Raw genomic sequence first — 23,284 nt, forward strand, 5'->3', positions numbered from 1 at the left:
TGCCCGGCACCGGAAAACCCGACGCCTGACACCCGACGCCCGACGCCGGACGTCCGAGCGCCGGACGTCCGAGCGCCGGACGTCCAAGCGCCGGACGTCCAAGCGCCGGAGGCCCAAGCACCGGCCACCGGAGGCCGGAACGCCCGATGCCCAGACACCCGACGCCGGGCCGCCGGGACGCCAGGCCGCGGGCCGCCCCACACCAAGCCCGACGCCAGACGCCCGACGCCGAAGCCCAGCCCAGCCCAACGCCCAACTCCCAACGCCCCAGCACCCGACGACAGGTCCCGGTCACGCAGTCCGTCCCCCCACGGCGTTCGAATCGCCCGCCCACCGCTACCAACACCGCACCGGCGACCGGGTTACGGGTTGCTCCAAGATCCCTGCGTCGAAGCTCCACAACGGGCCGACAGCGCGCCGCGCACCCAGCACACACCGCTCCCTCGGGGCCCCGGCTCACCTGGGCCCCGACCCCACCGGACATCCCGACGGACCGCGCCGTCCCGTACGCCGAACTGACCGGCCGCAAGACGTCACCTCGAAGTCCCGCCCAGGTCAGGCCGCTTGTATCCGAACCGTTGCCGTTCCGTCGGAAGTCCCCCACAGCGACCGCATAGTGTGGGGTGCCGTTCCAGGACGCCCCGCCGTGTGCGGGGCGCCTGGCGTGCAGCGCCACGTTCGTCCACAGCAGGGGGAGTCAGCACATGCGTTCCATACGGCCGTCGTTCACCGCTCGCCGAGGGGGGAGCGCGCGCCGCGGCACCTCCCGTGCCGCGGCCGCCGTCGCTCTCGTGTCGGCGCTCACGCTGACCGCCACGGCCTGTGAGACGGGCGACGAGGCGGCGGGCGGTGAGGCGTCGGCCTCCTCCGTGGCCGGCGACGACAAGATCAAGATCCCGGACGACATCAAGCAGCGTCTGAAGGAACACGGGATCGACATCGACAAGTGGCGCAACGGTGCCTGGAAGGACTGGAACAAGGACGACTGGCTGCGCGAGGCCGAGGACTTCGTCAACCCGATCATCGAGGACCTGTGGAACCCGGACCGGATGCGGGACGCCGAGGAGCCGGACAAGGGTGTCGACGAGAACGACATCTCCGGTGACCAGGGCGTGACGGACCCGGAGCCGGAGCCGGTGGACGCGCGAGCCGTGTCGACGCCGTACCACGAGAGCGTCCCGCAGGCGGGCAAGGTCTTCTTCGACTCGCCCGAGGGCACGATGGTCTGCTCGGCGACGGTCGTGCAGGACCCGGCCCACCCCGGCAAGTCGAACATGGTGTGGACGGCCGGCCACTGTGTGCACGCCGGCAAGAAGGGCGGCTGGTACCGCAACATCGCGTTCGTGCCGTCGTACAACGACTCGGGCATGTCGACCGCCGAGCTGGAGAACGCCACGAAGGAGCAGGTCGCTCCGTTCGGCGTCTGGTGGGGCGACTGGGTGCAGACCTCCGACCAGTGGATCGAGCAGGGCGGCGCGACCGGCGGTGACGGAGCGAGCTACGACTTCGCCGTGATCCATGTGACGCCGGAGGAGGGCAGCTCGGGCAAGTCGCTGGAGGAGACGGTCGGTTCGGCGCTGCCGGTCGACTTCAACGCCCCGGCGGTGCCGAAGGTCGACAGCATCACCGCGACCGGCTACCCGGCGGCGCCGCCGTTCGACGGCCAGTCGATGCACCAGTGCGCGGACAAGCCCGGCCGGCTGTCGCTGAACGCCACCGACCCGACGATGTACCGCATCGGCTGCACCATGACCGGCGGTTCCTCCGGTGGCGGCTGGGTCGCCGAGGGCTCGGACGGCAAGCCCGCGCTGGTGTCCAACACCTCCATCGGCCCGATCACCGGCGGCTGGCTGGCCGGCCCGCGCCTCGGTGAGGTCGCCGAGGGCGTGTTCAACGAGGTGAGCGAGAAGTACGCCGCCGCGCAGTGACCTCCTGAGCAAGCGGAAGGCCCGCCCCCCGGTGAGGGGGCGGGCCTTCCGTCGTGCTGCCGGGCTCGGCTCAGGCTCAGGCGAGCGCGGCCGGAACGTACGGCGCGAGTTCCGCCGCCAGTTCCTCGTGCACCCGCACCTTGAGCAAAGTGCCCTCCGCGGTGTGCTCCTCGGAGATCACCTCGCCCTCGTCGTGCGCCCGGGCGACCAGCTTGCCGTGGGTGTACGGCACCAGTGCCTCGATCTCGACCGCGGGGCGCGGCAGCTCGGCGTCGATCAGCGCGAGCAGCTCGGCGATGCCCTGGCCGGTGCGGGCCGAGACGGCGATGGAGCGCTTCTCGTTCCGCATCAGCCGCTGGAGCGTCAGCGGGTCGGCCGCGTCGGCCTTGTTGATCACGACGATCTCGGGTACCTCGGTGGCGCCGACGTCCCTGATCACCTCGCGTACGGCCGCCAGCTGCTCCTCCGGGGTCGGGTGCGAGCCGTCCACCACGTGCAGGATCAGGTCGGACTCGCCGACCTCCTCCATCGTGGAGCGGAACGCCTCGACCAGGTGGTGGGGCAGGTGCCGGACGAAACCGACGGTGTCGGCCAGCGTGTAGAGCCGGCCGCTCGGGGTCTCGGCCCGGCGGACGGTCGGGTCCAGGGTCGCGAACAGGGCGTTCTCGACCAGGACGCCCGCGCCCGTGAGGCGGTTGAGCAGCGAGGACTTGCCGGCGTTGGTGTAGCCCGCGATGGCCACGGACGGCACCTTGTGGCGCTTGCGCTCCTGGCGCTTGATCTCGCGGCCGGTCTTCATGTCCGCGATCTCCCGGCGCATCTTCGCCATCTTCTCGCGGATCCGCCGCCGGTCCGTCTCGATCTTGGTCTCACCGGGACCGCGGGTGGCGAGGCCGCCGCCCTTGCCGCCGCCCATCTGGCGGGACAGCGACTGACCCCAGCCGCGCAGCCTCGGCAGCATGTACTGCATCTGCGCGAGCGCGACCTGCGCCTTGCCCTCTCGGGACTTGGCGTGCTGGGCGAAGATGTCGAGGATCAGGGCCGTACGGTCGATGACCTTGACCTTGACGACGTCTTCGAGGGCGATGAGCTGGCCGGGGCTGAGCTCACCGTCGCAGATGACGGTGTCCGCTCCGGACTCGATGACCATGTCGCGCAGCTCCAGGGCCTTGCCGGAACCGATGAAGGTGGCCGGGTCCGGCTTGTCGCGGCGCTGGTAGACACCGTCGAGGACGAGGGCACCGGCCGTCTCGGCCAGCGCGGCGAGCTCCGCGAGGGAGTTCTCCGCGTCCTGCAGTGTTCCCGAGGTCCAGACGCCGACGAGGACGACCCGCTCCAGGCGGAGCTGTCGGTACTCGACCTCGGTGACGTCCTCGAGCTCGGTGGAGAGGCCCGCCACGCGGCGCAGAGCCGCGCGCTCGGAGCGGTCGAACTGGTCGCCGTCCCGCTCTCCGTCGATCTCGTGGCTCCAGGCGACGTCCTCTTCCATCAGGGCATCGGCCCGAAGACCTTCGGGGTAGCTGTGCGCGAGGCGCTTGTTGTCCTGGGAAGGGGAAGAAGAGGAGGTCATTGGATCCTTACGTCGATAGGGGTTCGTCACTGGACACAACGTACGAGTACCCCGGGGGATTCCCGCGAGCCCCGGAGATTCCCGGGAGCTCCGGGATTCCGGGGAGCCCGGGGATTCCGCGGCCCTCGGAGGTCCGGCGGAGGTTCCGCGGGCGGACCCCGTGGATGTACGGGACCGCGCCGTGTCCGCCTGAAGATGGTCGCACGGGACGCCCCGTCTCGTCACCGCGTTATTCCCGGCTGTTTTCGGGGGTCCGGGTATTCGCGGCTATTTCCGGGTTCCGGTGGGCGCCGCGGACTTCCAGTCCGGGTGCCCGGGCATCGGCGGGGTCTTCTCGGCGTACAGCCAGTCCTTGAAGAAGACGCCGAGGTCTCGGCCGGCGATCCGGGAGGCCAGCTCCACGAAGTCGTCCGTGCCGGCCGTGCCGTCCCTGTGGACGGTCACCCAGGCCCGTTCCAGGTACTCGAAGGCGGGGCGGCCGATCTCCTGGCGCAGCGCGTACAGCACGAGCGCGGCGCCGTCGTAGACGTTCGGCCGGAAGATGCTGATCTTGCTGCCGGACCGGGGCGCGAGGGGCGCGGCCGGCGGTCCTCCGGAGGCACGCCAGCGGTCGGAGGCGGTGTAGGCGGCCTTCATCCGGTCCTGGAGCGGCCGGTCGGCCGTCTCCTCCGCGTAGAGCGCCTCGTACCAGGTGGCGTGTCCCTCGTTCAGCCACAGGTCGGACCAGGTGCGCGGGGTGACGCTGTTGCCGAACCACTGGTGCGCCAGCTCGTGCACCATGATCGACTCGACGTACCACTTGGGGTAGGCGGGTTCGGTGAACAGCTGCCGCTCGAAGAGGGAGAGCGTCTGCGTCTCCAGCTCGAACCCCGTCGACGCATCGGCCGTGAGCAGGCCGTACGTCTCGAAGGGGTAGCGGCCGACCTTCCCCTCCAGCCACGCGATGTGCCCCGGCGTCTTCTCCAGCCACGGTTCTAGGGCCGCGCGGTGCTCGGTGGGCACGACGTCGCGGACGGGCAGCTCGTGCGGGCCGGTGCGGTGCAGCACGGTGGAGCGGCCGATGGAGACCTGCGCCAGCTCGGTCGCCATGGGGTGACGGGTGCGGTAGGTCCAGGTCGTCGTCCCGCGCGCGCGGTCCACGCCGGTCTGCAGACCGTTGGCCACGGCCGTGTAGCCGTCCGGTGCGGAGACGCGGATGGTGAAGATGGCCTTGTCGGAGGGGTGGTCGTTGCAGGGGAACACCAGGTGGGCGACGTCGGCCTGGTTGGCCATCGCGAGGCCGTCGGAGGTGCGCACCCAGCCGCCCTCGCGCTCCGGGCCGTAGACGGGGTCGCTGGTGTGCCGGACGGTGATCCGCACCCAGTCGCCCTCGTCCAGCGGCTCCTCGGGCGTGACCACGAGATCCTCCCCCGCGGCCGCGAAGTCGGCGGGCTCGCCGTCGACCTCGACCGAGTCCACCCGGCCGTGCGCGAAGTCGAGGTTCAGGCGGTCGAGGGACTGTGTGGCCCAGGCGTCGATGGTGGTGACGGCCCGCAGCGGCTCGCGGTTGGAGCCGGAGTAGGCGAAGGACAGGTCGTAGGACGCCACGTCGTAACCGGGGTTCCCCAGGTGCGGGAAGAGGCGGTCGCCGACGCCGAGCGGGGCCGGCGGGGCGCTCGCGGCGACGAGGCAGACGGAGACGGCGGAGACCAGCAGGGCGGCTTTCAGCCGCCGGGCGCGGGTGGCACCTGCCCGTGAGGGCGTCGGGGCCGTGGCGCGGGGAGTGAGCAGCATGCCCCACCGCTACCAGCGCGAACGTGCCGTACGGTGCCGACGCGCGCCGGGTCCACCCGAAAGGGCCTCAGCGGGGCGTGCGACGGGGGCGTCCGGGCCGTGTCATGCGCTCTCACCCTGCGCGCGGCTCACGTCGTACACACCGGGCACGTTGCGCATCGCCCGCATCAGCGCGGGAAGCCCGGCCGCGTCGGGCAGCGTGACGGTGTAGGTGTGCCGGACGCGCTGCTGGCTCGGCGGCTCGACCGTCGCGGAGACGATCTCGGCGCCTTCGAGGGCCATGGCCTCGGTGAGGTCGGCGAGCAGGTGCGGGCGGACGAACGATTCGGCGAACAGCGTGACCCGGCACTCGGTGCTGCCCCCCCAGCGCACGGCGACCGCTGCGCGCCCCCCGTCCGTCATACGCGCCACCGTCGGGCACTCCACGCGGTGCACGGTCACCACTCCCCCGCGGACGGCGAACGCGGTGACCTCGTCGGGCGGTACGGGCGTACAGCACCGGGCCAGCCGCACCGCCGCGCCGGGTCTGTCGACCACGACGGCCGCGGCACCGGCACCGGCACCGGAGGGCCGTACGCCGGTCCGGGCGGCCGCGAGGGCGTCGGGGGCACCCGCTCCGGCGGCGTCGGGCACGTCCGCGAGGGACCGGCCGGCACCTGTGCGCTCGGCCGGCTGCCGGTACGACCGCTCGGGCGCCGGCACCCGCACGACGGTCCCGGCGGCGGCCGCGTCGGTCCCGCCCAGGGGCGGCTCCGGTTCGGCGGTCGTCGGATGGGTGGCGATCCAGCGCTGGATGGCGATGCGCGCGGCGGGCGTGTGGGCGTGGTCCAGCCACTCCCTTGACGGCTCGGACGCCGGGTCCTGGCCCATGAGGAGCTGCACGGTGTCGCCGTCGCGCAGGACGGTGCTCAGCGTCGCCAGGCGGCCGTTGACGCGGGCGCCGATGCACGCGTGCGCGTCCTCGCCGTACTGTGCGTAGGCCGCGTCCACACAGGTCGCTCCCTCGGGCAGGCCGAGGGTGCCGCCGTCGGGGCGGAAGACGGTGATCTCCCGGTCCTGGGCGAGGTCCTCGCGCAGGGTGGACCAGAAGGTGTCGGGGTCGGGCGCGGCCTCCTGCCAGTCCAGGAGGCGGGAGAGCCAGCCGGGCCGGGTGGGGTCGGCGCGCTCGCCCTCGGCGGGGTCGTCGGAGGCGGGCGCGTACGGATTGCCCAGCGCGACGACTCCGGCCTCGGCGACCTTGTGCATCTGGTGCGTGCGGATGAGGACTTCGGCGACCTGGCCGTCGGCGCGGGCCACGGCCGTGTGCAGCGACTGGTAGAGGTTGAACTTCGGTACGGCGATGAAGTCCTTGAACTCCGCGACCACGGGCGTCATACAGGTGTGCAGCTCGCCCAGGACGCCGTAGCAGTCGGCGTCCTCGTTCACCAGGACGAGCAGCCGCCCGAAGTCCGCGCCGCGCAGCCGGCCCCGTTTGCGGGCGACGCGGTGCACGGAGACGAAGTGCCGGGGTCTGATGAGGACTTCGGCGGGGATGTCGGCCTCGCGCAGCACGGTGCGCATCTCTTCGGCGATCTCGGCGAGGGGGTCGTCCGCGCGGGCGGTGTTCTCGACGATCAACTCGCGTGTGTGCTCGTACTCCTCGGGGTGCAGGATCGCGAAGACCAGGTCCTCCAGCTCGGTCTTGAGGGCCTGCACGCCGAGGCGTTCGGCGAGCGGGATCAGCACGTCGCGGGTGACCTTGGCGATGCGCGCCTGTTTCTCCGGGCGCATCACGCCGAGGGTGCGCATGTTGTGCAGCCGGTCGGCGAGTTTGATCGACATCACGCGGACGTCGTTGCCGGTGGCGACGAGCATCTTGCGGAAGGTCTCCGGCTCGGCGGCGGCGCCGTAGTCGACCTTCTCCAACTTGGTGACGCCGTCGACGAGATAGCGCACCTCCTCGCCGAACTCCGTACCGACCTGATCGAGGGTCACATCCGTGTCCTCGACGGTGTCGTGCAGCAGCGAGGCGGTCAACGTCGTGGTCTCGGCGCCCAGTTCGGCCAGGATCAGGGTGACCGCGAGAGGGTGCGTGATGTACGGCTCGCCGCTCTTGCGCATCTGGCCGCGGTGCGAGGACTCGGCCAGGACGTAGGCGCGGCGCAGCGGTTCGATGTCGGCGTCGGGGTGGTGGGCGCGGTGCGCGTCGACGACATGGCTGATCGCGTCGGGCAGCCGGTCACGGCCGGTGGGGCCGAGCAGCGCGGCGCGGCCCAGGCGACGCAGGTCGATCCGGGGGCGGGCCCTCTTGCGGGGCGCCGACGGGGTCGTCGGCAGCCCTGTCAGGGCTCCGGTCACCGGGCCTGGGGTCGCAGGGTTCGTGGCCTCCGCACTCATGGGCACCTCCGGCTGCGTGGACCGGTGGACGGGGTGCCTCGTGGCGGACACGGCTCAGGGAAAAGGGTGGCCGTCCCCGTCCGGGCCGGTGCTTGATGCTACCGAGCCCACCACGCCCGGCTGACCGCCTCTCGCCGAGCGTGAAACGGATCACCCATTCGAGCGAAGGGAAGGAGGTTTACGGTTTGGCGCACACATACGACAGAGGCGCCCGAAAGGGGCACGCTCCGTCCGCCCTGCTCTGTCCGGTGTACTCAGTCCGGCGCTCGGCCCTGGGTGATCAGCTCGGCGTGCTCCGCCCGGCGTGCTCAGCCCGCGGTGGCCGCCAGCCACTCCGCGTCGATCTCGCCCTCGGCGACGATCACGGCGGGGCCGGTCATGTCGACGGAGCCGTCGGGGTGCTCGGTGATGACCAGACGGCCCCCGGGGACGTCCACGGTGTAGGTCACGGGTGTGCCGGTGACGGCCGGGTCGGTGCCGTCACGGCGGGCCGTGGCGACGGCGACCGCGCACGCGCCCGTGCCGCAGGAGCGGGTCTCGCCGGAACCGCGCTCGTGCACGCGCATCGCCACATGCCGGGGGCCACGGTCGACGACGAACTCGACGTTGACCCCGTCCGGGTAGGCGGAGACCGGAGTGAACGGCGGCGCCTCGTACAGCGTCCCCGCGTGGGCGAGGTCGTCGACGAAGGCGACCGCGTGCGGGTTGCCCATGTTCACGTTCCGCGCGGGCCAGCTGCGCTCGCCGACGCTCACCGTGACCTCGCCCTCGGGCAGGCGTGCCCGGCCCATGCCGACGGTGACGTCACCGTCCTTGGCGAGGTGCACGGTCTTCACGCCGCCGCGTGTGGCGACCGCGAGGTCCCCCTCGGTCACGTGCCCGGCCCGCTGGAGGTAGCGCGCGAACACCCGTACGCCGTTGCCGCACATCTCGGCGACCGAGCCGTCGCCGTTGCGGTAGTCCATGAACCACTCGGCCTCGCCGGCCATCTCCCGCGCCTCGGGATGCGCGGCGGAGCGCACCACGTGCAGCAGCCCGTCACCGCCGATGCCCGCGCGGCGGTCGCACAGCGCGGCCACGGCGGCGGGGGTGAGGTCGATGGCGTTCTCGGGGTCCGGGACGATCACGAAGTCGTTCTCGGTTCCGTGCCCCTTGAGGAAGGCGATCCGCGTGCTCATTCCTCGATCGTACGGGGTGGGTCCGACACTCCGGCGGCCCGTATCACCAGCCGGCCGCCGCCCCGGGCGCCGTCTCAGGCGTGGGCACCCACCGGCGAGCGCCGCCGCCCGGGCCTCAGCGCAGCCGGGCGACCCGCCACACCGCCAGAACGACGACGGACAGGACCACGACGACGTACGCGAGGACGACCCGCCAGTCGGGCCGCCGGCCGGAGCCGCGCTGCGGCAGGCCGGGCCAGGTGTAGCCGACGCGGCGGGCGGCCATCATGCCCCAGCCCGCGGCGCAGGAGGAGATCAGCAGGCCCAGCATGGCGATCACGGCACCGCTGTCGCCGAAGTCGAAGGCGAGCGGGAAGGCGAACATCAGGGAGCCGAGCGCGGCGAGGGCCACGATGGGCGCGAGCTGCCAGATCCGCAGCCGCCGCTGGGGCCGCAGCTCGACCTCGACCTCGGGGCCGCCCGCGAACATCTCCTCGGGCTCGGGGCCGTCGTCGGTCACACCGTCGGGCGTCTCGTCGGGCCCGTCGGAGTTCAGACGCTGCTCCTCGGGCTCCGTCGCGGCGCCGTCGGCGGTGACGGATTCGGTGTCTTGTGCGGTGTCGCGAGGGCCGGCCTCCATCGCCACGCGCCCTCCCAACTCGGACTCCACTTGGTCGATCGAAGCTCGATGATGGCACGGCGCCGGAGGCCCCGATGACGGCCGGGGCGTCCCGATGCCATGACGTGATCAGGCTGTAACCGGTCGTTCGACCAACGTCAGTGCGAGATGCGGAAGTTCTGTGAGATCCGCCGCAGCCCCACTGAGCCAGTGCACCCGCGGGTCCCGCCTGAACCATGAATCCTGGCGGCGCGCGAAGCGCTTGGTGGCTCGGACGGTCTCGGCGCGCGCCTCCTCCAGCGTGCACTCCCCCGCGAGTGCCGCGAGAACCTGCTGGTAGCCGAGTGCGCGCGAGGCCGTACGCCCTTCGCGCAACCCCTGCGCCTCCAGCGCGCGCACCTCCTCCACGAGCCCCGCCTCCCACATCCGGTCGACGCGGCGCGCGATGCGCTCGTCCAGCTCGGGGCGCGCCACGTCGACGCCGATCTGGACGGTGTCGTAGACCGCGTCGTGGCCGGGGAGGTTGGCGGTGAACGGCCGGCCGGTGATCTCGATCACCTCCAGCGCGCGCACGATCCGGCGTCCGTTGCTGGGCAGGATCGCCCGCGCGGCCTCCGGGTCGGCGGCGGCGAGGCGGGCGTGCAGCGCCCCGGAGCCGCGCAGCGCGAGTTCCTCCTCCAGCCGGGCCCTGACCTCGGGGTCGGTGCCGGGGAACTCCAGGTTGTCCACGGCTCCGCGGACGTACAGCCCGGAGCCGCCGACCAGGATCGGCCAGCGGCCCTCGGCGAGGAGCGCGTCGATCCGCTCACGCGCGAGCCGCTGGTACTCGGCGACGGACGCGGTGACGGTGACGTCCCAGATGTCGAGGAGGTGGTGCGGGACGCCGCCGCGCTCCTCGGGCGTCAGCTTGGCGGTACCGATGTCCATCCCTCGGTACAGCTGCATGGAGTCGGCGTTGACGACCTCGCCGCCGAGCCGCTGGGCGAGGAAGACGCCCAGATCTGATTTTCCCGCCGCGGTGGGTCCGACGACGGCGATGACTCGGGGGGCGGGGGCTGCGCTGCTCACCGCACCAGTCTCGCAAACCTCCGGCGGTGACCCCGAACGAGTTACGTGACGGTGGCCTTGCGGTGTCGTTGCCCGATGCGAGGTTCTCGCCGCCCGTTTTCCGGAAGGCGGTGACCCGGGCGACGCAAACGGACGCTCCGGGCAACGCGGGATTTCCCCCGCACGAGTAACGTATGGAGTGGATATGGGCGTTTTTGCGCGACTTCTCCGCAGGTCGAAGGCCACGGCGGAGGCGTCGGCCGCCGAGGCCCGGGCCGCCGCACCGGCGACCGGGGCGGACGCGGATGAGGCGGAGGAAACCGCCGGGGCGACCAGGACGACGACGGCGACGGTGACGATGGCCGCGACGGAACCGGCCGAGGCCGCAGCCGACGCCGAGGTGGTGACTCAGGCGCCGGAGCCGGCTTCCGGCACGGACACCGCCGCCGACGGTGTCGGGATCCCCAAGCAGCAGTCCGCCGACGAGGCGGCCGACAGCGAGGCCGGCGAGGGCGCCCACACGTAACCCGCCCCGCGACGGAAGGTGGACCATGGGTCTCCTGGACAACTTGAAGGGCAAGCTCTCCCCGGCGAAGGACAAGGTCTCGGGCCTCGCGCAGCAGCACGGGGACAAGATCCAGCACGGTCTGGACAAGGCGGCGAGGGTCGTCGACGAGAAGACCAAGGGCAAGTACAGCGACAGGATCCAGTCGGGCACGGGCAAGGCCAAGGAGGCCATGGACCGACTCGCGCACAAGCACGGCACCGGAGCCGCCGACCGCTCCGCAACGCCGCCGGACTCCCCGCCCCCGCCCCCGCCGGCGTCCTGACCCACACGCCGACCGACGGAGTGACCGACAGACCGGTGCGGACGGCCGTGGAGCAGCGCCTCCCGGCCGTCCGCCGTCGCCGCGCCCTCCCACGGCTGATCCGGCGGCCGGCGCCTACCGGGCCGTCTGCGCCGTGCACGAGCGCGTACGCCGGCTACGACCAGGTCGCGACCATGTAGCCCACCCCGTACGGCGCGTCCTCGTACAGCAGGGTGCCCGACAGGCCGGCGCCCTCGGCCGCGCCCGCCAGGACCTGCCAGGGGGCCCGGCCGGACACCTTCAGCTCGTGGGCCAGGCGGGTGTCCAGGGCCTTGAGGGCCGCGAGGTCCGCCGCCCCGAGCGCCCGCGCGACCTGCGCGTCGAACGGCTCGGCCCGCTCGTCGAGGTAGCCGGGCGCCTTGACCGTGCGGCACGCGCTGGCGTCGCCCATCACCAGCAGTGCCACGCGCTCGGCGCGGGCGGCGATCTCGCCGCCGGTCCCGGTGCACCGCTCGGCCGCCAGCTCTTCCCCCACCGCGAGTCCCTCGACCGGGGCGTCCGCCCATCCGGCCCGTTCCAGCAGCCACCCGGCGACGGCCAGCGACGGCGGAAGCGTCCCCTCGGCGGCCACGCTCCCGGCCGGCTGCCCCAGCGTCACGTCGCGGTCGACGCCGAACCCGCGGAAGGAGCCGGGGGTGCCCTGCGCGTACCGCGCCGGTCCCGCCCCGGCGGCCGGTCCGACGACGACGAGCAGGTCGGGCCGGGCGGCGGCGAGCAGGCCCAGCGAGTCCGCGCACGCCGTGCGCGCGGCGTCCAGTTCGGGGGCGGCACCCGCGGCGACCTCGGGGACCAGCAGAGGAGGGCAGGGGCAGACTGCGGCGGCGACAAGCATGATCGGCAGAGTAACGCCCCCGCGGCGCCGGGGCCGTCACTCCTCGATGAGCACGTCCGTCGGGTCGATGACCGTCTACGTGCCGTACGGCGCCAGGCGGTCAGTCGCAGCCGCAGCCGCTTCCCGTGGCCACCGGCAGCGGAGCCGGCGCGCCGATCTTCGGCAGGCCGAGCATGACGCCGGCCTTCTTCACCTGCTCCTGGGCGTTGCGCTTGGCCCAGGCGTCTCCCGCGCGCGTGCGGCGCACCTGGAGGACCTGGCCCTCGGCGAGGAGGTGGTGCGGGGCGGCGTAGGTCACCTCGACGGTGACGACGTCACCGGGGCGGACCTCCTGCTCCGGCTTGGTGAAGTGGACCAGGCGGTTGTCGGGGGCGCGGCCGGACAGGCGGTGGGTGGCGCCGTCCTTGCGGCCCTCGCCCTCGGCGACCATCAGCTCCAGGGTGCGGCCGACCTGCTTCTTGTTCTCCTCCCAGGAGATCTCCTCCTGGAGGGCGACGAGGCGCTCGTAGCGCGCCTGGACGACCTCCTTGGGGATCTGGTTCTCCATGGTGGCGGCCGGGGTTCCGGGGCGCTTGGAGTACTGGAAGGTGAAGGCGTTGGCGAACCGGGCCTCGCGGACCACGTGCAGGGTCTGTTCGAAGTCCTCCTCGGTCTCGCCGGGGAAGCCCACGATGATGTCGGTGGAGATCGCGGCGTGCGGGATCGCGGCGCGGACCTTCTCGATGATCCCGAGGAACCGCTCCTGGCGGTAGGAGCGGCGCATGGCCTTCAGGATCGGGTCCGAACCGGACTGCAGCGGCATGTGCAGCTGCGGCATCACGTTCGGCGTCTCGGCCATGGCCGCGATGACGTCGTCGGTGAAGTCGCGCGGGTGCGGCGAGGTGAAGCGGACCCGCTCCAGGCCCTCGATCTCCCCGCAGGCGCGCAGCAGCTTGCTGAACGCCTCGCGGTCGCCGAGGTCGGAGCCGTAGGCGTTGACGTTCTGGCCGAGCAGGGTGATCTCGGAGACGCCCTCGCCGACCAGCGTCTCGATCTCCGCGAGGATGTCGCCGGGACGGCGGTCCTCCTCCTTGCCGCGCAGCGCCGGGACGATACAGAAGGTGCAGGTGTTGTTGCAGCCGACGGAGATGGAGACCCACGCGGCGTACGCGCTCTCGCGGCGGGTCGGCAGCGTGGACGGGAACGCCTCCAGCGACTCGGCGATCTCGACCTGGGCCTCTTCCCGGACGCGGGCGCGCTCCAGCAGGACCGGCAGCTTGCCGATGTTGTGCGTACCGAAGACGACGTCCACCCAGGGCGCCCTCTTCACGATGGTGTCGCGGTCCTTCTGTGCCAGACAGCCGCCGACGGCGATCTGCATGCCGGGGCGGGCCGCCTTCTTCGGGGCGAGGTGGCCGAGGTTGCCGTACAGCTTGTTGTCGGCGTTCTCGCGCACGGCACAGGTGTTGAAGACCACGACGTCGGCGTCGCCGTCCGAGCCCTCCGGAGCGCGCACGTACCCGGCGTCCTCGAGCAGTCCGGACAACCGCTCGGAGTCGTGGACGTTCATCTGGCACCCGTAGGTGCGCACTTCGTAGGTCTTGGGTGCGTGAACGTCCACTGCCGGGCTCCGGTCGCTGCTGCTGGTCATGCGTTCAAGGGTAGGCGGTCCCGGGAGGGCCTCGTCCCGGCCCTCGGTGCCGGGCGGCTCAGACCCGCTCGGCGGGTGTCCAGCCCTGGCGGCGCAGTACCGCCGAGACGTCCGGGGCCTCGTAGTGCTCGCCCTTGAGGACCTTGCCGTCGGCCCGGCGGGCGACCTGGCCGTCGGGGCCGAGCTTGGTCATGTTGGAGCGGTGGATCTCGGCGATCACCGCGTCCAGGTCGATGCCGTGCACGAGCGCCGTGCCGTAGGCGACGTACACGACGTCCGCCAGCTCGTGGGCGAGCCTGTCCAGCGGGCCGGACACCGACACCTCGGCGACCTCCGCCGCCTCCTCCGCGAGCAGCTCACCGCGGTGCGCCGCGAGGTCCGGCGCGACCTCGGTGGGCGTGGTGCGGGCGTCCAGCCCGAAGGCCAGGTGGAACTCACGGACGAGGTCGGCGGGGGAAGAACTCATGCCCCGACTCTAACGACCACCACCGACAGTCCCGCCCGCACCGGGTGCCCCTGGCCGGCGGCGCGTGCCTGCTGGCAGGATCACGCCCATGTCCAAGCTCTTCCCCCGCCTCGGCGGACGCCGTGCGCTGCTGGGCGCGGGTGCCGTGTCCATGGTGCTCGGGCTGCTGCTGTGGTGGCTGCTGCCGCTGGGCGAGGAGCCGCCGAGCGGGACGATCACCTTCAGCACGGGGACACCGCACGGGGTCTACCAGAAGTACGGCAGCCTCCTGCGCAACGCGCTGAAGCGGGACATGCCGGAGCTGGACGTGCGGCTGCAGCTCAGCAACGGCTCGCAGAAGAACGTGGCGCGTGTGGCCACCGGCACGGCCGACTTCACCATCGCCGCGGCCGACGCGGTGGAGACGTACCGCGAGGACGCGGGCCCGGGCGCCGGCCAGCTGCGCGGTGTCGCGCGCCTGTACGACGACTATGTGCACATCGTCGTGCCGCGCGGGTCGGACATCGAGTCCGTGGAGGACCTCAGGGGCAAGCGGGTCGCCATAGGGCTGCCCGACTCGGGGGTGCGGCTGATCGCCACCCAGGTGCTGGAGACGGCCGGTATCGACCCGGGCCGGGACATCACCCCGCTGCCCGACGGCATCGACACCGGTCCCGCGGGGCTGGAGCGGGGCGAGATCGACGCGTTCTTCTGGTCGGGCGGCCTGCCCACGGACGGGCTGACCGACCTCGCGGACGACTTCGACCTCAGGTTCGTCCCGATCGACGCCGAGTTCGTCGCCAGGCTGCAGAGCCGCGGCGGCGCCACCCGCTACTACCGGCCCACCGTCATGCCGGAGTCCGCCTACCCGGCGGTCCAGCACGGCACGCCCGTGCCCACCATGGCGGTCTCCAACCTGCTCGTCACCCGCGCGGACGTCGACGCGAGGCTCACCGAGTGGCTGACCCGGACCGTCATCCGCAGCCGCGACAGGATCGGCGCGGACGTCCATTCCGCCCAGCTCGTCGACCTGCGCACGGCGATCTACACCGACCCGGTCCAGCTCCACGAAGGCGCCCGCCGCTACTACCGCTCGGTCAAGCCCTGACGCGCTGCCGGCCTCGCGGCCGCTCCTAGCGCGCGGGCCCCGACCGCGGCACCGTCACCGTCACCCGCAGGCCGTGCGGCTCGTGATGGTCGTACGAGATGGAGCCGCCGCCCGCCGCGAGCAGGGCGTGGGAGATGGACAGGCCCAGTCCGGAGCCCTTGATGTTCTGGTGGCGGCCGCTACGCCAGAAACGATCGCCGACGCGGGTGAGTTCCTCGTCGGTGAGCCCGGGTCCCCGGTCGGCGACGACGATGGTCGAGGTGTCGCCGTTGGACGTGACGCGGACGCGCACGCATTCGTCGGCCGGGGTGAACTTCACGGCGTTGTCGATCACCGCGTCCAGGGCGCTGGAGAGCGCGACCGGGTCGGCCCACGCGGTGGTGGGCGGGCAGTCCCCCACCAGCCGTACGCCCTTCGCCTCGGCCGTCGGGGACCACGCGGCGACGCGCTCGGCGGTGAGCGCGCCGATGTCGGTCAGGGTCAGGTCGGCCTGGACGTGCTCGGCCAGGGCCAGGTCGAGCAGGTCGTCGAGGACCTGGGCCAGACGGCGGCCCTCGGCCTGGACGGAGGCGATCTCCTCGTTGCCCTCGGGCAGTTCCAGGGCGAGCAGCTCGATGCGCAGCAGCAGTGCCGCGAGGGGGTTGCGCAGCTGGTGCGAGGCGTCCGCGACGAAGGCGCGCTGCTGCTCCAGCACGTCCTCGACGTTGTCCGCCATCTCGTTGAACGACCGGCCCAGCCGCTGGAGTTCCGGCGGTCCGCTCGCCACCGCCACCCGCGACTTGATGCGCCCGCTGGCGATGGCGTGCGTGGTGGCGTCGAGGATGCGTACGGGCCTCAGCACCCACCCCGTCAGCCGCAGGGCCGCGCCGACCGCGAGGAGCATCGCGGCGACCTCGCCCGCGGCGATCACCAGCCAGCCGTGCAGGATGCGCGAACGCATCGCGCCGGTGGGCGAGTCGGTGACGACGACCGCGACGACGTCGCCGTCCCGGATGACGGGCGAGGCGACGACCAGGCTGCGCCGCTGCCAGGGCCAGATCTGCTTCGGATCCTGGCTGCGCCGGCTGAGCAGCGCCTCGGCGAACGCCCTGCGCACCTCCCCCTTCTCGGGGAGCAGCCAGTCGCCCGGCGCCTGCGCCATGGGGGTGCCGTTGCGGTAGAAGACACCGGCACGGATGCCGTAGACCTCGTGGTAGCTCGTCAGCTCCCAGCTCAGGGTGCGTTCGTCGGGGGACGTCGTGCCGGGGCCGGCCGTCGCCGGGGTGACGTACTGCGCGAGGGAGGCGAACCGCGCGGTGTCGTCGATCCGGTCGACGATGACCTTCTGCTGCTGCGCCGCTGCCACGCTGACGGCGAGCGGCACCCCCAGGGCCAGCAGGACGGCCGCCATCAGGACGATGAGCAGCGGCAGGAGTCGGGTGCGCACCCCGGCCCGCTAGGCCGCGGGCGCGACGAGCCGGTAGCCCACGCCGCGCACGGTCTCGATCAGCGCGGGCATCCGCAGCTTGGCGCGCAGGGACGCCACATGCACCTCCAAGGTGCGGCCGGTCCCCTCCCAGCTGGTGCGCCACACCTCGCTGATGATCTGCTCGCGGCGGAAGACCACCCCGGGCCGCTGGGCCAGAAGGGCGAGCAGATCGAACTCCTTGCGGGTCAGCTGGACTGCCGAACCGTCCACGCTGACCCTGCGCGTGGGCAGCTCGATGTGCACCGTGCCCAGGCGCAGTACGGCCTCACCGGCCCCAGCGGCGTCCTCGTGCACCGTGCGCCGGCTGACCGCGTGGATGCGCGCGAGCAGTTCTCCGGTGTCGTACGGCTTGACGACGTAGTCGTCGGCCCCCAGGTTGAGGCCATGGATGCGGGAGCGGACGTCGGAGCGCGCGGTGACCATGATGACGGGGGTGCTGGTGCGTTTGCGGATCTTGCCGCAGACCTCGTAGCCGTCCTGGTCGGGCAGGCCGAGGTCGAGCAGGACCACACCGAAGCCCGGACCGCCGGGGACGAGCGCCTGCAGGGCCTCCTCGCCGCTGCGCGCGTGTGTCACGTCGAAGCCGTGCCGCGCGAGCACCGCGGACAGGGCGGCGGCGACGTGGTTGTCGTCCTCGACGAGAAGCAGTCTCATCCCGGCTCCCTCCGGTTCATCGCGCGTACGGTGTCGTCCGGCAAGGTGTCGTCGGACAAAAGTGCGTGCACGCGCGTGCGTGCACCCAGGCAGTCACGCCGATGGATGAGGACGGCGTCAAGAGGGTTCCGGTTGCCTGTGGCTTCCGTTACCCGGCCGATACGCGGCCAGGTCACAAGTGCTACGACACGTGTCCGATTGCTATCGGATCGTGATGCTCAGATTCCCCTCAGATGTAATGACGCTGGTCGCGTAGGGTTATTACTGTCCTCCGAAACCGAGGAGGACGGAGCCAGAGAGCGATGACCGAAGTATCGGTGGCCAAGGAAGATGTGGCCGCGAGTGGCGAACTGGTCGTCCTGAAGAGCGTCAACAAGCACTTCGGCGCGTTGCACGTACTCCAGGACATCGATCTCACGATCGCGCGCGGCGAGGTCGTCGTGGTCATCGGGCCCTCCGGGTCCGGGAAGTCCACCCTGTGCCGCACCATCAACCGGCTGGAGACGATCGACTCCGGCGACATCACGATCGACGGCAAGCCGCTGCCCGCCGAGGGCAAGGCGCTCGCGCGGCTGCGGGCGGACGTCGGCATGGTGTTCCAGTCCTTCAACCTCTTCGCGCACAAGACCGTGCTCGAGAACGTCATGCTCGGCCAGATCAAGGTCCGCAAGGTGGACAAGAAGAAGGCCGAGGAGAAGGCCCGCGCGCTGCTGGACCGGGTCGGGGTGGCCACCCAGGCGGACAAGTACCCGGCGCAGCTCTCCGGCGGCCAGCAGCAGCGCGTGGCCATCGCCCGTGCGCTCGCCATGGACCCCAAGGTCATGCTCTTCGACGAGCCGACCTCGGCACTCGACCCGGAGATGATCAACGAGGTCCTCGAGGTCATGCAGCAGCTGGCCCGGGACGGCATGACCATGATCGTCGTCACCCATGAGATGGGATTCGCACGATCGGCCGCAAACCGCGTGGTGTTCATGGCGGACGGCCGCATCGTCGAAGAGGCTGCGCCCGACCAGTTCTTCAGCAACCCGCGCAGCGACCGCGCCAAGGACTTCCTGTCGAAGATCCTGCACCACTGACGCCACGCCGCTTGTCCGGCGTACACGTCATCCAGCACCACGGCATCTCCTCATCACACGAAGGATGTTCACCATGAAGCTCCGCAAGGTCTCCGCCGCGGCCGCGGCTGCGCTCGTCCTCTCCCTGACCGCGACGGCCTGTGGGGGCGACGACGACAAGGACAGCGGCTCGGGCTCCGGCGGCGGCGACACGATCAAGATCGGCATCAAGTACGACCAGCCCGGTCTGGGTCTGAAGGAGCCGGGCGACAAGTTCTCCGGCTTCGACGTCGACGTGGCCACCTACGTGGCCAAGGAGCTCGGCTACAAGCCCGACCAGATCGAGTTCGTCGAGACCAAGAGCGCCGACCGCGAGAACGCGCTGTCGCGCGGTGACGTCAAGTTCATCGCCGCGACCTACTCGATCACCGACGAGCGCAAGCAGAAGGTCGACTTCGCCGGTCCGTACCTGCTGGCCCACCAGGACCTGCTGGTGAAGAAGGACTCGGACATCAGCAAGGGCACCGACCTCAACGGCAAGAAGCTGTGCTCGGTGACCGGCTCCACCTCGGCGCAGAACGTCAAGAAGGACATCGCTCCGAAGGCCCAGCTCAAGGAGTACGGCACCTACTCGGAGTGCATCGCGGGCCTGCAGAGCGGCGCCGTCGACGCGGTGACCACCGACGACTCGATCCTGGCCGGCTTCGCCGCGCAGGACCAGTACAAGGGTCAGTTCAAGCTCGCTGGCCTGAAGCTGAGCAACGAGAACTACGGCATCGGCGTGAAGAAGGGTGACACGGCGACCGTCGACAAGATCAACAAGGCCCTCGAGAAGATGGTCAGCGACGGTTCCTGGGACAAGGCCGTGCAGGACAACTTCGGTCCGGCCGACTACAAGAACGAGCCCGCCCCGAAGATCGGCGACATCAAGAGCTGAGGTCACTGACTGGTGCGGCGCCTCCAGGGGCGCCGCACCCGTACACCCCTACACCCGGAAGCGCGGGAGACAGTGTTCGACTTTCTTTCTGACTACGACGACCCGAGCCTGTTGGGCGCGTTCTGGGTGACGGTGCAGCTCACCGTCTTCTCCGGTCTCGGCTCGCTGGTCTGGGGCACCCTGCTGGCCGCCATGCGGGTCAGCCCTGTCCCGCTGATGCGCGGCTTCGGCACCGTGTACGTGAACATCGTCCGGAACATCCCGTTGACGGTCATCATCGTCTTCGCCTCGCTCGGCCTGGCCGACATCTTCCGGGTGGGCATGGGGGCGCCGGACAACTTCGAGGTCAGGGACTTCCGTCTGGCGGTTCTCGGTCTCGTCGTCTACACCGCCGCGTTCGTCTGCGAGGCGCTGCGCTCCGGCATCAACACGGTGCCGGTGGGCCAGGCGGAGGCCGCCCGCGCGATCGGGCTGAGCTTCAGCCAGGTGCTGCGCCTGATCGTGCTGCCCCAGGCGTTCCGCGCGGTCATCGGACCGCTGGCCAACGTGCTGATCGCGCTGACCAAGAACACCACCGTGGCGGCGACGATCGGTGTCGCCGAGGCGGCCTACCTGATGAAGGGCATGATCGAGAACGAGGCACAGACGCTGCTGATCGGCGCCATCTTCGCCTTCGGTTTCGTGGTACTGACTCTGCCCACGGGCCTGATCCTGGGCTGGCTGAGCAAGCGACTGGCGGTGAAGCGATGACCTCGGTCCTCTACGACGCCCCGGGCCCCAGGGCCAAGCGGCGCAATATCCTGCTTTCCATCGGCTTCTTCGCCGTACTCGCCCTGGTCCTGTGGTGGATCTGGCGGGTCATGGACGACAAGGGCCAGCTGGAGTGGAAGCTCTGGAAGCCCTTCACGCAGTCCGAGGCCTGGACGACGTATCTGCTGCCCGGCCTGGCCGACACCCTCAAGGCGGCGGCCCTCGCGATGATCATCGCGCTCCCGCTGGGCGCGGTCTTCGGCATCGCCCGCATGTCGGACCACCGCTGGGTCCGCGTCCCGGCCGGCGCGGTCGTCGAGTTCTTCCGCGCCATCCCGGTGCTGCTGCTGATGCTGTTCGCGAACGAGTTCTACGCCCGCTACACGGACGTCAGCACAGACGACCGGCCCCTGTACGCGGTCGTCACGGGCCTGGTGCTGTACAACGCCTCGGTCCTCGCCGAGGTCGTCCGGGCCGGCATCCTCGCCCTGCCCAAGGGACAGACGGAGGCCGCCCAGGCGATCGGCCTGCGCAAGGGCCAGACGATGGCCACCATCCTGCTTCCGCAGGCGGTCACGGCCATGCTGCCGGCCATCGTCAGCCAGCTCGTCGTCATCGTGAAGGACACCGCGCTCGGCGGTGTGATGATCGGCTTCACCGAGCTGCTGAACTCGCGCGGCACGCTGGCGGCGTACTACGCCACGGTCATCCCGAGCTTCATCGTCGTGGCGATCATCTACATCATCGTCAACTTCCTCCTCACCAGCTTCGCGAGCTGGCTCGAGCAGCGGCTGCGGCGCAGCAAGCGCTCGACGGGTGCGGTGCTCTCGGCCGAGGACGAGGAGATGAACCCGGCCGCGACGCCCGGCACGTACGGCACGGGTGCGGGCGGCTCGATCTGATACACGGTCAAGCTCCCTGAGTGACACGAAGGCAGTGGCGGTCACGCCACTGCCTTCGTCACTTGACGCAAGCACCGGCAATAGGTTGCATACGTTCTGTGATCGTGCACCCTGCTCAAACCTCCTGTTCACACCCGACTCCTGAGACGCCGTCACGAGCAGGGAGCGCCGCGCCGTGGATCCGGTGATCATCGTCGGAGCGGGGCCCGTGGGGCTGACGCTCGCGCTGGCACTCGCCCGTCAGGAAGTGCCGTCCGTGGTCCTGGACGAGGGGCCCGGCAAGGACGAACCGCGCTTCGCCCGTACGGTCGTCCTGCGCGAGGACACCGCCGCCCTCATGGAACGGCTGACCTGCCTGCGGCTCGACGAGGCCGGTGTCCGCTGGTCCGGCTGGCGGTCGGTACGACGCCGGCAGGTCATGCGCGAGGTCGACTTCGACGTGCCGGAGGACTCCGAGCCGGGGGTCGAGGCCGCGCCCGCGCCCACCGCCCCACTGCATGTCGCGCAGCACGTACTCACCGGCGCGCTGCGCGCCGCCCTCGCCCGCGAGCGACTCGTCAGGATCGCGGTGGACAGCAGGCTCGACGGCCTGGAGCAGGAGCCGTCCGGCGTCACCGCCCACACCCGCGGGCCCCAGGGCACCTGGTGGCGGGGCAGCTATCTGGTGGCCTGCGACGGCCCCCGCTCCACCGTGCGCAAACTCCAGGACATCCGCTTCCCGGGCCGTACGGCGGTGGAGCGCCACGCCGTGGCCGCGCTGCGCACGGAACTTCCCTGGCCCGGTCGCGCGTTGCTCCATCGGACACCGCCGTGGCGGACGTCGGGACCCTCGGCCGGGGAGGTGACCGCACGCCCGCTGCCGGACGGCGTCTGGCGGCTGGACTGGCTGCTGCCGCCGAGCAAGGACCTCGTCACCCCCGAGCTCCTGGTGACCCGCATCCGGGAGACGCTGACGGGCTGGACCGACGGCGCCACACCCTCGTACGAACTGCTGGACACCGGCGTGCACATCGTGCACCACCGGCTGGCCCGGCGCTGGCGCGTGGGCCGTGTCTTCCTCGCCGGGGACGCGGCGCACCTGCTCGGCGCGCTCGGCACCCAGGGCCTCGACGAGGGCCTGCGGGACGCCGACAACCTGGCCTGGAAGCTGGCGCTCGCCTGGCATCACGGGCCGCACGAGCCGCTGCTCGACAGCTACCAGGCCGAGCGTCGCGCGGTCGTCGCCGCCCGGTTGCGCGCCGCCGACCAGGTGCTGCCGGTGCTGCGCGGCGGCAAGGGGCTGCGCGCCTACGTCCCCGTCACCGCCCGGGGGCACGACTCGCTGCTCACGGACGGCCACCTCGGGCAGGGCCCGGTCGGCGCGCCCGGCGGATACGCCGACTCCCCGCTCGCGCCCCGGCACATCGAGGCGGAGGTCCCGGTCGACACGCCTCCGGGCGCGCCCGTCGCCGACGTACGGGTCACGGCCGAGGACGGCACGTTCGTACGGCTGCGGGACCGGCTGGGCCGCGGTGCGCTGCTGGTCGTGCTGATCGCGCCGGGCACCGGGGTGTGGGAGCGCCGGCACTGGGTGTCGGCCGGGCTGATGCCCCGGCTGGCCGCGGCGGTCACGGCACTGCCGCACCCCGCGGAACTGCTGGTCGCCGAGAGTTATCCCGGTGCCGCCGCCCACACGGTGCTTCTGGTACGCCCCGACGGTCACCTCGTCACGGCCCTCAACGGCGTCCGCCCGGCCGACCTGTACGCGGCCGCGGAGGCGGCGCTCGGCGGGCCGAGGGAGGCGGAGGCGAAGTCGGAAGCGAAGGCGTCGGCGTCGGCCTCCTCTGCGAACTGACCGGCTGGGGCCGGCCCTGGCGGCGGGCCTTGGCGCCTGGCCGGTGACCGTCCGGGGCTGGCACGCGCGGCAGGTGTCCATTGCTGCTCGGCGGGTGTCCCGACGCCCGCCCGGTGCCGGTCCAGTGGTTGTCCGCCGCCGACCCGACGCATGTCCGGCACCCGCCCAGGGGCTGTCCCGTGCCGGCCCCACAACTGTCCCGTGCCGGCCCGGCAACTGTCAGGTGCTGCCCGGCGGGTGTCCCGACGCCCGCCCGGTGCCGGTCCAGTGGTTGTCCGCCGCCGACCCGACGCATGTCCGGCACCCGCCCAGGGGCTGTCCCGTGCC

At 71.7% G+C, this 23,284-nt stretch carries 20 protein-coding genes; 9 read left to right on the plus strand and 11 right to left on the minus strand.

Features of this window, described 5'->3' with window-relative positions; all coding sequences use genetic code 11:
- The first annotated feature begins 704 nt into the window (after positions 1-704).
- Positions 705-1,928: a trypsin-like serine peptidase gene (locus ACIGXJ_RS28175; RefSeq protein WP_399650874.1), complete on the plus strand. Its 1,224-nt coding sequence runs from the start codon at positions 705-707 to the stop codon at positions 1,926-1,928.
- 76 nt (positions 1,929-2,004) lie between these two features.
- Here ACIGXJ_RS28175 and hflX read toward each other — a convergent pair whose 3' ends face one another.
- The 6 genes from hflX to miaA form a co-directional block, all read right to left on the minus strand.
- Positions 2,005-3,498 carry a GTPase HflX gene (gene hflX, locus ACIGXJ_RS28180; protein WP_399650877.1) on the minus strand — a complete coding sequence of 498 codons (1,494 nt, stop codon included), beginning with the start codon at positions 3,496-3,498 and terminating at the stop codon, positions 2,005-2,007.
- Between the two features lie 267 nt (positions 3,499-3,765).
- The gene (locus tag ACIGXJ_RS28185; protein ID WP_399650880.1) at positions 3,766-5,271 is read right to left on the minus strand and encodes a M1 family metallopeptidase; all 1,506 of its coding nucleotides are present in this window, start codon (positions 5,269-5,271) and stop codon (positions 3,766-3,768) included.
- A 102-nt stretch (positions 5,272-5,373) separates the two neighbouring features.
- On the minus strand, positions 5,374-7,647 hold the full coding sequence (locus tag ACIGXJ_RS28190; protein WP_399650883.1) for a RelA/SpoT family protein: 2,274 nt from the start codon (positions 7,645-7,647) through the stop codon (positions 5,374-5,376).
- Positions 7,648-7,955: 308 nt separating this feature from the next.
- Positions 7,956-8,825: a diaminopimelate epimerase gene (gene dapF / locus ACIGXJ_RS28195; protein WP_399650886.1), complete on the minus strand. Its 870-nt coding sequence runs from the start codon at positions 8,823-8,825 to the stop codon at positions 7,956-7,958.
- Positions 8,826-8,940: 115 nt separating this feature from the next.
- A complete protein-coding gene (locus tag ACIGXJ_RS28200; protein WP_399651015.1) occupies positions 8,941-9,444 on the minus strand; it encodes a hypothetical protein in 504 nt (167 codons plus the stop codon).
- A 108-nt stretch (positions 9,445-9,552) separates the two neighbouring features.
- Positions 9,553-10,491: a tRNA (adenosine(37)-N6)-dimethylallyltransferase MiaA gene (gene miaA, locus ACIGXJ_RS28205; RefSeq protein WP_399650889.1), complete on the minus strand. Its 939-nt coding sequence runs from the start codon at positions 10,489-10,491 to the stop codon at positions 9,553-9,555.
- Positions 10,492-10,675: 184 nt separating this feature from the next.
- Here miaA and ACIGXJ_RS28210 point away from each other — a divergent pair, with 184 nt between their 5' ends.
- Both ACIGXJ_RS28210 and ACIGXJ_RS28215 read left to right on the plus strand, forming a co-directional pair.
- Positions 10,676-10,996, plus strand: a complete 321-nt coding sequence (locus tag ACIGXJ_RS28210) for a hypothetical protein (protein WP_399650892.1) — start codon at positions 10,676-10,678, stop codon at positions 10,994-10,996.
- Positions 10,997-11,021: 25 nt separating this feature from the next.
- The gene (locus ACIGXJ_RS28215; protein WP_399650895.1) at positions 11,022-11,300 is read left to right on the plus strand and encodes an antitoxin; all 279 of its coding nucleotides are present in this window, start codon (positions 11,022-11,024) and stop codon (positions 11,298-11,300) included.
- Between the two features lie 154 nt (positions 11,301-11,454).
- Here ACIGXJ_RS28215 and ACIGXJ_RS28220 read toward each other — a convergent pair whose 3' ends face one another.
- The 3 genes from ACIGXJ_RS28220 to ACIGXJ_RS28230 form a co-directional block, all read right to left on the minus strand.
- Entirely contained in the window at positions 11,455-12,171 is a 717-nt protein-coding gene (locus ACIGXJ_RS28220; protein ID WP_399650898.1) for a class III extradiol dioxygenase subunit B-like domain-containing protein, read from the minus strand.
- Between the two features lie 100 nt (positions 12,172-12,271).
- Entirely contained in the window at positions 12,272-13,801 is a 1,530-nt protein-coding gene (gene miaB / locus ACIGXJ_RS28225; protein WP_399650901.1) for a tRNA (N6-isopentenyl adenosine(37)-C2)-methylthiotransferase MiaB, read from the minus strand.
- A gap of 58 nt (positions 13,802-13,859) precedes the next feature.
- Complete coding sequence (locus ACIGXJ_RS28230) at positions 13,860-14,267, minus strand: MazG nucleotide pyrophosphohydrolase domain-containing protein (RefSeq protein WP_399650903.1); 408 nt, start codon at positions 14,265-14,267, stop codon at positions 13,860-13,862.
- Between the two features lie 88 nt (positions 14,268-14,355).
- Here ACIGXJ_RS28230 and ACIGXJ_RS28235 point away from each other — a divergent pair, with 88 nt between their 5' ends.
- The gene (locus ACIGXJ_RS28235; protein ID WP_399650906.1) at positions 14,356-15,354 is read left to right on the plus strand and encodes a TAXI family TRAP transporter solute-binding subunit; all 999 of its coding nucleotides are present in this window, start codon (positions 14,356-14,358) and stop codon (positions 15,352-15,354) included.
- Between the two features lie 25 nt (positions 15,355-15,379).
- Here ACIGXJ_RS28235 and ACIGXJ_RS28240 read toward each other — a convergent pair whose 3' ends face one another.
- Both ACIGXJ_RS28240 and ACIGXJ_RS28245 read right to left on the minus strand, forming a co-directional pair.
- On the minus strand, positions 15,380-16,780 hold the full coding sequence (locus ACIGXJ_RS28240; protein WP_399650909.1) for an ATP-binding protein: 1,401 nt from the start codon (positions 16,778-16,780) through the stop codon (positions 15,380-15,382).
- A gap of 9 nt (positions 16,781-16,789) precedes the next feature.
- Positions 16,790-17,476 (minus strand): response regulator transcription factor, encoded by a 687-nt coding sequence (locus ACIGXJ_RS28245; RefSeq protein WP_399650912.1) that lies wholly within the window; start codon positions 17,474-17,476, stop codon positions 16,790-16,792.
- A 302-nt stretch (positions 17,477-17,778) separates the two neighbouring features.
- Here ACIGXJ_RS28245 and ACIGXJ_RS28250 point away from each other — a divergent pair, with 302 nt between their 5' ends.
- The 5 genes from ACIGXJ_RS28250 to ACIGXJ_RS28270 all read left to right on the plus strand — a co-directional run bounded on the left by ACIGXJ_RS28250 (position 17,779) and on the right by ACIGXJ_RS28270 (position 22,957).
- Entirely contained in the window at positions 17,779-18,555 is a 777-nt protein-coding gene (locus ACIGXJ_RS28250) for an amino acid ABC transporter ATP-binding protein (RefSeq protein WP_399650915.1), read from the plus strand.
- 73 nt (positions 18,556-18,628) lie between these two features.
- Complete coding sequence (locus tag ACIGXJ_RS28255; RefSeq protein WP_399650918.1) at positions 18,629-19,471, plus strand: glutamate ABC transporter substrate-binding protein; 843 nt, start codon at positions 18,629-18,631, stop codon at positions 19,469-19,471.
- A 72-nt stretch (positions 19,472-19,543) separates the two neighbouring features.
- Complete coding sequence (locus ACIGXJ_RS28260) at positions 19,544-20,221, plus strand: amino acid ABC transporter permease (RefSeq protein WP_399650920.1); 678 nt, start codon at positions 19,544-19,546, stop codon at positions 20,219-20,221.
- On the plus strand, positions 20,218-21,123 hold the full coding sequence (locus tag ACIGXJ_RS28265) for an amino acid ABC transporter permease (protein WP_399650923.1): 906 nt from the start codon (positions 20,218-20,220) through the stop codon (positions 21,121-21,123). The genes ACIGXJ_RS28260 and ACIGXJ_RS28265 overlap by 4 nt, the downstream gene beginning before the upstream one ends.
- A gap of 175 nt (positions 21,124-21,298) precedes the next feature.
- Entirely contained in the window at positions 21,299-22,957 is a 1,659-nt protein-coding gene (locus tag ACIGXJ_RS28270; RefSeq protein WP_399650926.1) for an FAD-dependent monooxygenase, read from the plus strand.
- Positions 22,958-23,284: the final 327 nt, after the last annotated feature.

Origin of the sequence: Streptomyces sp. NPDC053367 (assembly GCF_044545925.1) — a bacterium.
Classification (GTDB): Bacteria; Actinomycetota; Actinomycetes; order Streptomycetales; family Streptomycetaceae; genus Streptomyces.

Coding starts and splice junctions, on each gene's coding strand:
- ACIGXJ_RS28175 (WP_399650874.1), top strand. CDS start 705: ATGCGTTCCATACGGCCGTCGTTCACCGCTCGCCGAGGGGGGAGCGCG.
- hflX (WP_399650877.1), bottom strand. CDS start 3,498: ATGACCTCCTCTTCTTCCCCTTCCCAGGACAACAAGCGCCTCGCGCAC.
- ACIGXJ_RS28185 (WP_399650880.1), bottom strand. CDS start 5,271: ATGCTGCTCACTCCCCGCGCCACGGCCCCGACGCCCTCACGGGCAGGT.
- ACIGXJ_RS28190 (WP_399650883.1), bottom strand. CDS start 7,647: ATGAGTGCGGAGGCCACGAACCCTGCGACCCCAGGCCCGGTGACCGGA.
- dapF (WP_399650886.1), bottom strand. CDS start 8,825: ATGAGCACGCGGATCGCCTTCCTCAAGGGGCACGGAACCGAGAACGAC.
- ACIGXJ_RS28200 (WP_399651015.1), bottom strand. CDS start 9,444: ATGGAGGCCGGCCCTCGCGACACCGCACAAGACACCGAATCCGTCACC.
- ACIGXJ_RS28210 (WP_399650892.1), top strand. CDS start 10,676: ATGGGCGTTTTTGCGCGACTTCTCCGCAGGTCGAAGGCCACGGCGGAG.
- ACIGXJ_RS28215 (WP_399650895.1), top strand. CDS start 11,022: ATGGGTCTCCTGGACAACTTGAAGGGCAAGCTCTCCCCGGCGAAGGAC.
- ACIGXJ_RS28220 (WP_399650898.1), bottom strand. CDS start 12,171: ATGCTTGTCGCCGCCGCAGTCTGCCCCTGCCCTCCTCTGCTGGTCCCC.
- miaB (WP_399650901.1), bottom strand. CDS start 13,801: ATGACCAGCAGCAGCGACCGGAGCCCGGCAGTGGACGTTCACGCACCC.
- ACIGXJ_RS28230 (WP_399650903.1), bottom strand. CDS start 14,267: ATGAGTTCTTCCCCCGCCGACCTCGTCCGTGAGTTCCACCTGGCCTTC.
- ACIGXJ_RS28235 (WP_399650906.1), top strand. CDS start 14,356: ATGTCCAAGCTCTTCCCCCGCCTCGGCGGACGCCGTGCGCTGCTGGGC.
- ACIGXJ_RS28245 (WP_399650912.1), bottom strand. CDS start 17,476: ATGAGACTGCTTCTCGTCGAGGACGACAACCACGTCGCCGCCGCCCTG.
- ACIGXJ_RS28250 (WP_399650915.1), top strand. CDS start 17,779: ATGACCGAAGTATCGGTGGCCAAGGAAGATGTGGCCGCGAGTGGCGAA.
- ACIGXJ_RS28255 (WP_399650918.1), top strand. CDS start 18,629: ATGAAGCTCCGCAAGGTCTCCGCCGCGGCCGCGGCTGCGCTCGTCCTC.
- ACIGXJ_RS28265 (WP_399650923.1), top strand. CDS start 20,218: ATGACCTCGGTCCTCTACGACGCCCCGGGCCCCAGGGCCAAGCGGCGC.